Origin of the sequence: Pseudomonas ulcerans, assembly GCF_036324125.1 — a bacterium.
GTDB classification, from domain to species: domain Bacteria; phylum Pseudomonadota; class Gammaproteobacteria; order Pseudomonadales; family Pseudomonadaceae; genus Aquipseudomonas; species Aquipseudomonas ulcerans.
This window is the reverse complement of the sequence record NZ_JAZDQN010000059.1, coordinates 22,551-33,309: the sequence shown is the minus strand read 5'-3', so window position 1 is coordinate 33,309 and position 10,759 is coordinate 22,551. Positions and strand designations below refer to the sequence as shown.

General features: G+C 64.5%; 11 protein-coding genes. 5 read left to right on the top strand and 6 right to left on the bottom strand.

The annotated features are described in order from the left end of the window. Positions 1-367: 367 nt before the first annotated feature. From V0R59_RS29345 to V0R59_RS29335, 3 genes are all read right to left on the bottom strand, one after another. Entirely contained in the window at positions 368-1,375 is a 1,008-nt protein-coding gene (locus V0R59_RS29345) for an AI-2E family transporter (protein WP_330078071.1), read from the bottom strand. A 124-nt stretch (positions 1,376-1,499) separates the two neighbouring features. Beyond that, on the bottom strand, positions 1,500-1,784 hold the full coding sequence (locus tag V0R59_RS29340) for a PsiF family protein (protein WP_330078070.1): 285 nt from the start codon (positions 1,782-1,784) through the stop codon (positions 1,500-1,502). A 79-nt stretch (positions 1,785-1,863) separates the two neighbouring features. Continuing rightward, a complete protein-coding gene (locus V0R59_RS29335) occupies positions 1,864-2,754 on the bottom strand; it encodes a triacylglycerol lipase (protein WP_330078069.1) in 891 nt (296 codons plus the stop codon). Between the two features lie 134 nt (positions 2,755-2,888). On the opposite strand from V0R59_RS29335, the gene osmE reads away from it, so the two are divergent. Then, on the top strand, positions 2,889-3,227 hold the full coding sequence (gene osmE / locus V0R59_RS29330) for an osmotically-inducible lipoprotein OsmE (RefSeq protein WP_330078068.1): 339 nt from the start codon (positions 2,889-2,891) through the stop codon (positions 3,225-3,227). Positions 3,228-3,320: 93 nt separating this feature from the next. Further along, complete coding sequence (locus V0R59_RS29325) at positions 3,321-3,851, top strand: ferritin-like domain-containing protein (RefSeq protein WP_330078067.1); 531 nt, start codon at positions 3,321-3,323, stop codon at positions 3,849-3,851. Between the two features lie 118 nt (positions 3,852-3,969). Here the strand turns inward: V0R59_RS29325 and V0R59_RS29320 are convergent, their stop codons facing one another. Then, positions 3,970-6,039, bottom strand: coding sequence for an AsmA family protein (locus V0R59_RS29320; protein ID WP_330078066.1), 2,070 nt, complete (start codon positions 6,037-6,039; stop codon positions 3,970-3,972). 342 nt (positions 6,040-6,381) lie between these two features. Between V0R59_RS29320 and V0R59_RS29315 the strand changes: the two genes are divergently transcribed. From V0R59_RS29315 to V0R59_RS29305, 3 genes are all read left to right on the top strand, one after another. After that, positions 6,382-6,840 (top strand): phage infection protein, encoded by a 459-nt coding sequence (locus V0R59_RS29315; RefSeq protein WP_330078065.1) that lies wholly within the window; start codon positions 6,382-6,384, stop codon positions 6,838-6,840. Positions 6,841-6,972: 132 nt separating this feature from the next. Continuing rightward, positions 6,973-7,602: a TetR family transcriptional regulator gene (locus V0R59_RS29310; protein WP_330078064.1), complete on the top strand. Its 630-nt coding sequence runs from the start codon at positions 6,973-6,975 to the stop codon at positions 7,600-7,602. 68 nt (positions 7,603-7,670) lie between these two features. After that, positions 7,671-8,771 carry an AGE family epimerase/isomerase gene (locus V0R59_RS29305; RefSeq protein ID WP_330078063.1) on the top strand — a complete coding sequence of 367 codons (1,101 nt, stop codon included), beginning with the start codon at positions 7,671-7,673 and terminating at the stop codon, positions 8,769-8,771. A gap of 156 nt (positions 8,772-8,927) precedes the next feature. On the opposite strand, the gene V0R59_RS29300 is transcribed toward V0R59_RS29305, so the two are convergent. Continuing rightward, a complete protein-coding gene (locus V0R59_RS29300; protein WP_330078062.1) occupies positions 8,928-9,698 on the bottom strand; it encodes an SDR family oxidoreductase in 771 nt (256 codons plus the stop codon). A gap of 672 nt (positions 9,699-10,370) precedes the next feature. Next, positions 10,371-10,697, bottom strand: coding sequence for a hypothetical protein (locus tag V0R59_RS29295; protein WP_330078061.1), 327 nt, complete (start codon positions 10,695-10,697; stop codon positions 10,371-10,373). Positions 10,698-10,759 lie beyond the last annotated feature (62 nt).

Here is a 10,759-nt window from a genome sequence, read left to right as displayed (position 1 = left end):
ACATGGGCGAGGACCCGGGCCTGCGCCGCCGCGGGGGGGCCGCCCGGCACCGGGGGCGAGACCGCCGCCGGGCCCAGGTCGCCCCCGCGGGAAAGGTGGCCGGCGGGGGGGCCGGGGGAGTGGGGGGGGGGGGCCGCGCCGGGCGGGGCGCCCCGGGGGGGATGACCGGCCCGGGCGGGGGGGCCGCGCCCCGCCCGGGGGGGGGGGTGGGGGCCCCCCCACTTGTGGGGGGGGCGCCCCGGCCCCCGCCCGGCCACCGCCCCATGCCTGGTGGGGGGGGCGTCCCCCGGTTTACTGGTTTGCAAACCCAACCAGCCCCCGGGGGGGTCACCCCGCTCCCACACTATCCGGGTAGCGCTCCTGCCCTTCAGACCAGCTCCACCCGCTTCAACTCGCTCTTCAGGTACGCGTAGTAGATCGGCCCCGCCACCACCCCCGGCAGCCCGAATGCCGCCTCGAACACCAGCATCGCCAGCAACAGCTCCCACGACTTGGCACTGATCTGCCCGCCGACGATCCGCGCGTTGAGGAAGTACTCGACCTTGTGGATGACGATCAGGTAGCCCAGCGCCGCCACCGCCACCCAGATCGACAGCGACAGTCCGACGATGGTGATCAGGGTGTTGGACATCAGGTTGCCGATTACCGGTAGCAGGCCGAGCAGGAACGTCAGCACGATCAGGGTCTTGGTCAGCGGCAGGTGCACGCCGAACATCGGCAGGACCACCGCCAGGAATACCCCGGTGAACGCCGTGTTGAGCAGGGAAATCTTGATCTGCGCGAAGACGATGTTGCGAAACGCCTGGACCAGCAGCGACAGGCGCTCGAACAGCGCCGCCGCCAACGGCTTGCGCCGGGAAATATCAGGGATCCGCTGTAGCGCGACGATCGCCCCGAGGATCATGCCGATCAACAGCGTGACGAACATGTGCGCCGCCCCCTTGCCCACCAGTTGCAGCTCGCCGAGGTGGGTCTTCAGCCAGTCGCCGATGGCCACCTTGAACTCGGCGGCACTGGCTGGCAGGTAGGCGTCGATGAACGGCGGAAGCTGGCCGCGGGCCTGGTCCACCAGGAGCATGAAGCGGTCCAGCGAGGCGCCGGGGTTTTCCGCCTCGTGCAACAGGAAGCTGATGGCCCCGGCGAAGATCAGGGTCAGGGTGCTGACCACCAGGGTGCCCAGCAACGCCACCGCCAGCCAGCGCGCACGCGGCCCGGCGATCACGTGCTGCAGTTTCGGCGTGAGCATGTTCACCAGCTCGAACACCAGCAATCCGGCCAGCAGGCTCGGCAGCAACTTGAGCGGCAATACCAGCAACAAGCCGGCGAATATGATGATCCAACTGGCCAGCACGATCTGACGCTGGGTAAAAGTCATACAACCTCAGACAGCCAAGACGACAAAGGCGGCAGTCTGCCAGCGTTCGGCGTACAGGCATAGGGGCGGGCGTCGCCGGACGACGAGCCATTGCTCCAGGGCAATGGCCCGCGTGCGGCGGTGATCATTTTTTCTTCAGGCAGTCGCTCATGAAGGTCTTGCGTTCATCGCCCTTGAGCGCCTTGGTCGTGGCGTCGGCGTTGCAGGTCTTCATCTTGTCCTGCTGGGTGGTGGCGGGCTTGGCCTTCAGGCAGTCGCTCATGAACGCCTTGCGTTCGTCGCCCTTGAGCGCCTTGGCGGTGGCGTCGGCGTTGCAGGTCTTCATCTTTTCCTGCTGGGCGGTGGCCGCGAATCCCTGTGAAGCCATCAGCAAGCCCAGCACCAACAACGGCACGTGCAGCATCTTCATGGTGTTTCTCCCGAGCGCTGCGTGAGGGGGCAGCGGTCATCGGAGTTTAGACAAGATTTCTTACATCCTTGGTCGAGGCTCAGCAGCCGGCGGCCTTGAGGCGGGCCGCGTGGTCAGTGAACAGCTTCACCGGCTGCGCGCCCTTGCCCACGGCGCCGAGGGACTGGTTGACGATATCCAGGTGATCGAGGGGGAAGTCGTCGCCGATCACCTGGCCCAGGTGCGAGCTGTAGCGCCCGACCATGCCGTCGCACTGGCCTTTCTCGACCACGAAGGTCCGCGCGAACAGCCGGCAGAAACGATTGCTGCCATCCAGCCGGTTGAGGCCTCGATCGGTGATGCCGGGGGTGAGCACGCCGGACCAGGAGTAATAGCGCACGCCATCGACCTCGGCCGGACCTTCACCGCCCCAGGTGTCGGGCAGGCCCTGTGGATAAAGCTGGTTGAAGGCGGCCACGCCGGCACGGGTCAGGGACAGGTGCGAGGCGTGCACATCGACAGGCAGCGCCGGGCCCTTCCAGCCGGTTTCCAGCCAGCCCATCAGCACTGCCAGGCCGTGCAGGAGCGCCTTGAGCAAACGCCCCCGCGGGGAGTCGCCGGGATATTCCCGCTCGAAATAGTCCGCCAGCTCCGAACCGTGGTTGGGCCCGGCGATGGAGGTGACCGACGCCACCCACTCCGGGCGTTTCGCCGCCACGTAGCGGGCGGTCAGCGCACCCTGGCTGTGGCCGAGCAGGTTGACCTTGTCGACGCCGGTGCGCTGGCGCAGTTCCTCGACGATGCGCAGCAGTTGCTCGCCACGCACCTCGCTGCTGTGCAGCGGCGACACCTGCACCGGATACACCTGCGCGCCGCCCCGGCGCAGCGCGGCGACGATGCCGAACCAGTAGGGATAGAGCACCAGGCGTACGAAGCCGAGCATGCCCGGCACCAACACCAGCGGATAACGAGTGGCGAGCGCTTGCGGCATACGGACCTCCGGTCCCTGGACGTAGCGACCACCCTACAGGCGAAACGATGGCAATCGCAATCGAACTCCCGTCCCCGCTTGCGGTTCCAAATCCGTATCGGGCCACTGACGGCCCACTACGAGAGAGTACGACCATGTACAAGCACGCCCTGGCAGCTCTTCTGGCAACCGCGACCCTGGTCGGCTGCAGCAGCCGTCCGGAAAACCCGGTGGACTATGTCACCTACCGCGAACAACCGCTGGTCAAGCAGGTGGAGAAAGGCATGACCATGCAGAAGGTCATCGCCATCGGCGGCAGCCCGTCCACAGTGATCGACCTGCCCCACGGCGGCACCTGCAACAACTACATCCTCAACAAGGAAGGCCAGCAGCAGGCGTACTACGTGCGTTTCGACGCCACCGGGCATGTCGACGACAAGGGCTTCAAGACCTGCGAGCAGCGTGAGAAAGACGATCACGCGGTACGCGGCTGATAAAACTTTCCGCCCGCTGCGGTACTCGTACCTGATGTAGCGACCGCGCCGGCAGAGCGCGGCGCACCCGTTTTTTCCAGCCTGGAGACTGTCATGAGCAACGTTACGTTGACCGATGTGAAGACCCTGCGCGAACGTGCGCGCAAGCATGTGGACCAAGGCGCGGTGACCGAAGGCTACAACGCCGACCGTGAAACCATCCTGCGCCTGCTCAACGAGTCGCTGGCCACCGAGTGGGTGTGCACCCTGCGTTACAAGCGCCACTACTACATGGCCAGCGGGATCAAGGCCAGCGTCGCCGCGGCGGAGTTCCTCGAACACGCCAACCAGGAGCAGGAACATGCCGACAAGCTGGCCGAACGCATCGTGCAACTGGGCGGCGAGCCGGACCTGAATCCGGACAACCTGAGCAAGAACTCCCATGCCCAATACGTGGCCGGCAAGGACCTGAAGGAGATGGTGCTGGAGGACCTGGTGGCAGAGCGCATCGCGATCGACAGCTATCGGGAGATCGTGCGCTTCATCGGCGACAGCGATCCGACCACCCGGCGCATCTTCGAGGACATCCTGGCCCAGGAAGAAGAGCATGCCGACGATATGGCGGATCTGTTGAAAGGGCCCTGATTTCTCTATTGTTCTTGCTGACCCCATCGCGGGTGAACCCGCTCCCACAGGATCCCCACCAGCCTCAGGCCTGAGGAGACCTTGTGGGAGCGGGTTCACCCGCGATAGGGCCCTCGAATCATTTCACTGTCTTGGGCGCTTTCCCCGCCCGCATCTGCTCCAGCAACGGCGTACACCGGTTCGGCTCATCCCCGCTGCTCGGGGCGATCAACGCCAGCAACCCCGCCGCCGGCCCGGCCGCCACACCCAAGGCCACCATCCCCGCACCGCGCAACGCCAGCGGTACCGCCTGCACCCCGGCCGATGGCTTGGCGAACGAGCCACGCACATACAACGGCGAGCGCAGGGAGAACAGGCGCAGGCCCTTGGATTCAGGGTTGATCTTCAGGTCCAGTTGCTCGGTGGCGAAGTTTGCCGTACCGGTCACGTAGATCACCGCGTTCTCGGTATCGAACACGAACAGCCGGGTCGTCGCCAGGCCATCCTTGATCCCGACATCGGTCGCCGCGCAGTTGATCTTCACCTCGTTGTCGCCGAACAGCTTGCCAACCACGTAGTTGCCGACGTTGAGCCCGGCAATCTCCATCAGGCTGCGGCTCACCGCGCCATCGTTGATCAGCAGCTTCAGGTCGCCATTGGAGGTACCGAGCAACGCCGCCACCGAGTTGCCGCGACCACTCAGGTCGGCATCGCCGTTCAGCGCGCCGAAGCTGGTCTTCATCGGTTCGAAGGTCGGGAACAGCTGCTTGAGCTTCAGATTGCGCGCAGTGAAGCGCACCCTGCCCTGCATCGGCGCGCTGCGGCCGTCGAGGCGCACCAGCATGTCCAGCTTGCCGCCGGCTACGCCGAAGGACAGCGGCTCCAGGCGCAGCAGGCCGTCTTCGAGGAAGACATGGCTGTCGAGGTCGGTGAACGGCAGCTCCTCGGTCTGCACGATGCGCTTGCCGGCAAAGGTGACATCGGCGTCCATCGCCCGCCAGCGTTCGGTGCGGAACTCTTCCACCGGCAGCACCTTGTCGCCCGGTTGCTTCGCCGCGCCGCCACGGGCTTTCTGCTTGGCATTGGAGTCGGCGCCGATCAGCGGCGCGAGGTCCTTGAACAGCAGCTGGTTGGACACCAGCTTGCCCGTAAGCTTGGGCCGCGGCTGGCTGGAGACGAAGGACAGGTCGCCATGGATGTCGCTGTCGCCGATCTTGCCGTTGAAGCCCTCGTAGCGGAAAACCGCGCCGCCCGGCTCATGGAGCTTGGCAATCAGGTGGCCGTCAGTCTGGTAAGGCGGGGTGTCCGGCAGGGTCACGCCGGTCAGCGGGTAGAGGTTGCCAAGGCTGGCGCCCGAGAGTTTCAGCCGCAGGTCGAGGGCGCCGAGGTTGCGTGGGTCGGTGAGGGTACCGGCGACGATGGCGCGGGTCTTGGCGATGCTCATGTCCACCTGGACCGGGAACGGCTGGGTGGCGTCCTGCAGGGCCAGCAGGCCGCCGATCTTGCCTTCACCGGTCAAGGCCTGGCCTTTGTAAGTGCCCTTGGCCTTGAAACCGAAAGCGTAGTCCTGGGCATTGCCGTGCTCCCTGGCGGTCTTCTCGGCGGCGCTCTTGCCGACGATATCGCTGAACGGGATGGGCTTGCCCAGCGGGTCGACCTGTACCTGGACGTTGGTCTTCAACGTGGCGTCATCGAAGGCCACCTGGCCCTTGTCGAAACCGATGGCGCCGATATCCATCACCCACTTCGAAGGCTCGGCCTGCTCGTCCTTGGGCCCGAAGTCGAAGGTCCAGTTGGCCCGACCGTCGGCCAGGCGCTTGAGGCTGGCGGTGGGCAGCTTGAGGTCGATGCGCGGGATGACGATGCGCTGCGCCAGCAGCGGCAGTGGCGAGAGGCGGAAGTCCACCTGCTGCAGGCCGACCATCTGCGGTTCCTTCAGCCAGTCCGGGTTGCCCAGGGTAAGGTCCTCGGCGGTGAAATGCGGCCACGGCACCCAGGCCCGCCAGCCCCCTTCCTCGGGCTCGCGACGCCAGTGCACGGCGAGGTTGCCGTTGATCGCGAAGGGCCGGTGCAGGGCTTGCGACACCTTGTCGTTGAGGAAGGGCTTGGCCCGGTTCCAGTCGAAGGTGGCGATGAAGATCACCAGCAACGCCAGCACCAGCACGAGGCTGGCGAGGGTCCAGGTGATGATTTTGGCGGGGCGCGTCATTGCACGAATCTCCAGTAACCGCGAGGCAGGCAGCGTGCGTGAGCCACGCACTTGTACTTGGGACTGACGAAACGCCGAGGGGTTTTACCCAATTGGCTCGCGCGCAGCGATTTTTTCCTGATGTCTTCGTCAGTTTTTCCATCGATCCGAGGCGATGTTTCCAATCGAAACGCCCGGCAATTCCGACAATGGCACTCGGGAAAGGCCCGCCCTAGAGCGTCTCGCGGAATGTATCAATCCTGTTGATTGTTACCATTATCTTTATGAACTTTTCTATCCAATTTCCAAGAGTAGCATTGGCTTCGTACCCACTTTCCCACCCTCTCCGAGGAGAACCAAATCATGAAACGCCAACTGCTGCTGAGCCTGACCCTGTCCATCCTGGCCGCCAACGCCTTTGCCCTGCCGGCCGCCGATCAACACCTCTCCGCCGAAGCCCGTTCCAGCTCGGCCATCGTTTCCCAGCCGCTGAACACACTGGCTGAAGGTGGCTCCGACCGCGTGATCGAACGTGCCAACCGCGTTGCCGAAGGCGGGTCCGACCGTGCCATCGAACGTGCCAACCGCGTTGCCGAAGGCGGCTCCGACCGCGCCATCGAACGTGCCAACCGCGTTGCCGAAGGTGGTTCCGACCGCGTCATCGAACGTGCCAACCGTGTTGCCGAAGGTGGTTCCGACCGAGTCATCGAACGTGCCAACCGTGTTGCCGAAGGTGGTTCCGACCGCGCCATCGAACGTGCCAACCGTGTTGCCGAAGGTGGTTCCGACCGTGCCATCGAACAAGCCCAACGGGTGAGCTGATGCCTATGCGCCAAAACAACAGCTACCCGTGCGCAACCCCTTCCCCTCCGAGGCCCGGTCAACTGACCGGGCTTTGTTTTTCCGGCCTCGGCCTTTAGAGTGCAGGCCTGTTTCACACGAACCGTACCTGCCATGCTGCCGCGCGCCGAACAGAAGCAACAGACCCGCCACGCCCTGCTGGATGCCGCCCGCCAACTGATGGAAAGCGGTCGCGGATTCGGCAGCATCAGCCTGCGCGAAGTGGCCCGCACCGCCGGTATCGTGCCCACCGGTTTCTACCGCCATTTCGACGACATGGACCAACTGGGCCTGGCCCTGGTCCGCGAAGTCAATGAAACCTTCCGCCAGACCATCCGCAGGGTCCGTCAAAACGAGTTCGAGCTGGGTGGCATCACCGATGCCTCGGTGCGCATCTTCCTCGATGTGGTCGCGGCCAACCGCGCACAGTTCCTGTTCCTCGCCCGCGAGCAGTACGGCGGCTCGCAGCCCGTGCGCCAGGCCATTGCCCGCCTGCGCGAAGGCATCAGCTCCGACCTTGCCGCCGACCTGGGGCGCATGCGTCGCTGGCAGCACCTGGACAGCGATGCATTGGCAGTAATGGCCGACCTGGTGGTGAAGACCGTGTTCGCGACCCTGCCCGAACTGATCGATCCCTCGGAACTGGCCCCCGGGCAACTGAGCGCCCAGGCCAAGATCACCCAGCAACTGCGCTTCATCTTCGTCGGCGCCCGGCACTGGCAGGGGCTCGGCAACCCCGGCTGATCCCGGCGCCACGGGGAAATTTCCTGCTACCATGCGCGCCAACGCAACGACGGCGACGAACCTTTTCCATGTCCGAACTCTCCCCTGCCCAGCCCGCCCTGCTCGCTGAAGTCCAGCACCACTTCGATCGGTGCATCGTGCCGCTGTGGCAAGGTCCTGGCTGGAACCCGGACATGGCCCTGCCGTTCGAAGCCCTCGATTCCGCGCACCAGCCACTGCCGGTGCAGCGCTACCGGGCCATGGCCTGCGCGCGCCAGCTCTACCTGTTCAGCAGCTGCATCGAGCAGCCCGGTGCCAGCGAACGCGCCGCCGCGCTGTTCCGTTCCCTGCAGCGGCACTTCCACGATGCCGAACACGGCGGCTGGTTCTACAGCATCGACGCCGACGGCAAGCCGCTGGACCGGCGCAAGGATCTCTACACCCACGCCTTCATCATCTTCGCCTGCGCCCACTACTGGGCGAAGTCCCGCGACAGCCTGGTGGAATCGACCCTGAACGCCGCCCTCAGCGTAGTCGCCGAGCGCTTCGCCACGGCGGATGGCCTGTATGAGGCCAGCCTCGACGAGGACTGGGCGGACCTGGGCAGCGGCCCGTTGCAGAACCCGCTGATGCACCTGGCCGAAGCCTTCCTCGCCACCCTCGCCGTGCGTAAGGACGACCAGGTACGGGAGGCGCTGGTCGCCTTGAGCGAAGCCATGCAGGAACATTTCATCGATCCGCGGCACGGGGTGATGCTGGAGAAACCGCGCGGGGCTGTGGATAACTGGTTCGAACCGGGGCACCAGTTCGAATGGTTCTACCTGCTGGAGACCTCGCCACTGCTCAAGGAGACGGCGCTGCACCAGTCGCTGGAGCGGGCGTTCGGCTTCGCCGAGGAACACGGCGTGAAGGCAGGGGCGGTGCTGGCGATGCTCGATCCGGACGGCGGTGTGCGCGATGCGACCCAGAGGATCTGGGCGCAGGCGGAATATCTGCGGGCGTTGAAGCTGCGGGCGGATGGCGCTGCGAAAATCCCCGTCCAGCTAGAGGTGTTGCGTCGGCAGTTCCTGCATGAGGGCGGCTGGCATGAATGCCGGGATGGACAGGGAGTGGTGAGTCGCAGCGACATGCCGTCGACTACGCCTTATCACCTGGCGACCTGCCTGGAAGGCTTGCAGCGCCCAGACTGACGCTGTTCGCGATGTACAGGGACCCTGTAGGAGCGGGTTTACCCGCGATTGCGTCGGTGATGCCACCACCGTAATCGCGGGTAAACCCGCTCCCACAAGTCGCCACTGAATCAATGAGTCATGTGCTGTTCTATGTGAGCCGGCCCTGAAGGCCGATCACTCCTGCCTGGCGGACCGGTCGATCGAGAACCCGGCCCAATCCTGGCTCACCGGCATCAACTCCAGGTTGTTGATGTTGATATGCGCCGGCTGGTTCAGCACCCAGAACACCGTCTCGGCGATATCCTGCGGCTGGATCGGCTCCGCCCCGGCGTAGGTCGCGTCATAGCGGCCCTGGTCGCCACCGAAGCGCACCAGCGAGAACTCGCTTTCGCACAGCCCCGGCTCGATATTGGTCACCCGCACCCCGGTGCCGCGCAGGTCGCAGCGCAGGCTCAGGGAGAACTGCCCGACGAAGGCCTTGGTGCCGCCATACACATGACTGCCCGGGTACGGATAGTTGCCCGCCACCGAGCCGACGTTGAGGATGGTCGCGCCACGCCCGTGGGCGATCAGCCGCGGCAGCAGCAGGCGGGTGCTGTACATCAGGCCCTTGATGTTGGTGTCGACCATGGTGTCCCAGTCGTCCAGGTCGCACTTCTGTGCAGGGTCCGCGCCCAGGGCCAGGCCGGCGTTGTTGATCAGCCCGCGCAGCGTGGTGAAGGCCGGTGGCAGGTTGGCCAGCGCCTGTTCCATGGCCTTGCGGTCACGCACATCCAGGACCAGGCCGTGCACCTCGGTCTTCTGCGCCAGTTCCGCGCACAGGGCGTCCAGTCGCTCCTTGCGGCGGCCGGTCAGCACCAGCGACCAGCCCGCCTCGGCGAAACGCCGGGCACAGGCTTCACCGAAGCCGGAAGTGGCACCGGTAATGAATACGGTGGAAGTCATGGAATTCTCCTTGGGTAGGCTTGCCCACAGGCAAGAGGACGGCAGGCCTTGCAGCATGCCCGGCGCGTGGGGGCGCGGCAAGCGTTTGCGCGCCTGTACAAAAAACGATCAAACGCCGCAACGCCTTGATCCATAAGGCTCAGCGTCAGGTATGCGCATCTTATCCACAAGGCTTTCCACGCCGATTGGGGGCAACTGTATAACTTCGCCAATGGAGTTATTCACAGACCTGCCCCCCTGCCTGGCGCGATTTTTCCTTGACTACAACGGCTGCCGGTCCTTCAGTCGCGAAACGCGGCACTGGGGATAATTGCGGTACTGGCGCAAAGCCTGTAGTTCCGCTGCCTGGCAGGGTCTTTCCAAGGCTTTCCCACAGACTTATCCACAGGGTTTCATGGTGCGTTCAAGTGTGCTTCATTGCATGACTTGAAACTTGACAAACACATTGTGCGCAGCTTTCAAAGTTGCTGATCAAAATTCAACCAACCCCTTGAAGGCCACGTAAATCAAGGCCTCCAGATGAATACCACCAACTTACCCACAATCGCTTCCACATGAACCGTGGACAACTTCAACAATAGGGAAAACAACTGCTTACAGCGACTTTCTGCCGCATCGCAAGCATGTTCCTGGCTAACTTTTCCACATTCCTGTGGACAACCATTCGCAGGGTCATTGCACCTTGCGGTTGGTGTCTTCGAGACGGCGCTGCAGCTCGCCAATCTGCCGCGACTGCTCGTCGACCGTACGGCGCAGCTCCTGCAGGTCACTGGCGTTCTGGTTGAGGGTGTCGCGCATCTTCTTCAGGTCGGCCACGCTGACCCCGGAGTCGTGCAGGGTGTGGCTCATGCCGGATTCGCGGTGGATGGCGGCGAGGTTGTCGGAAGACGAGGCGGAGGAGTCGATCTGGACCTTGGCCGCTTCCTCGGCCTGCGCCGCACTGCCGAACAGCAGGGCGCAGGTGAGAAATGCCGGGGTGAACAGGGTACGGAGGGACATCGCATGGGTTCCTTGTGCAGCGTCGAAACGGTACACGGGGTACGACTGTCCGGTTTTACCTT

Bases quoted from the DNA above. Each gene is read 5' to 3' on its own strand.
- V0R59_RS29305 (WP_330078063.1), top strand. From the start codon at position 7,671: ATGTCCGAACTCTCCCCTGCCCAGCCCGCCCTGCTCGCTGAAGTCCAG.
- osmE (WP_330078068.1), top strand. From the start codon at position 2,889: ATGTACAAGCACGCCCTGGCAGCTCTTCTGGCAACCGCGACCCTGGTC.
- V0R59_RS29325 (WP_330078067.1), top strand. From the start codon at position 3,321: ATGAGCAACGTTACGTTGACCGATGTGAAGACCCTGCGCGAACGTGCG.
- V0R59_RS29335 (WP_330078069.1), bottom strand. From the start codon at position 2,754: ATGCCGCAAGCGCTCGCCACTCGTTATCCGCTGGTGTTGGTGCCGGGC.
- V0R59_RS29315 (WP_330078065.1), top strand. From the start codon at position 6,382: ATGAAACGCCAACTGCTGCTGAGCCTGACCCTGTCCATCCTGGCCGCC.
- V0R59_RS29310 (WP_330078064.1), top strand. From the start codon at position 6,973: ATGCTGCCGCGCGCCGAACAGAAGCAACAGACCCGCCACGCCCTGCTG.
- V0R59_RS29300 (WP_330078062.1), bottom strand. From the start codon at position 9,698: ATGACTTCCACCGTATTCATTACCGGTGCCACTTCCGGCTTCGGTGAA.
- V0R59_RS29345 (WP_330078071.1), bottom strand. From the start codon at position 1,375: ATGACTTTTACCCAGCGTCAGATCGTGCTGGCCAGTTGGATCATCATA.
- V0R59_RS29320 (WP_330078066.1), bottom strand. From the start codon at position 6,039: ATGACGCGCCCCGCCAAAATCATCACCTGGACCCTCGCCAGCCTCGTG.
- V0R59_RS29340 (WP_330078070.1), bottom strand. From the start codon at position 1,784: ATGAAGATGCTGCACGTGCCGTTGTTGGTGCTGGGCTTGCTGATGGCT.
- V0R59_RS29295 (WP_330078061.1), bottom strand. From the start codon at position 10,697: ATGTCCCTCCGTACCCTGTTCACCCCGGCATTTCTCACCTGCGCCCTG.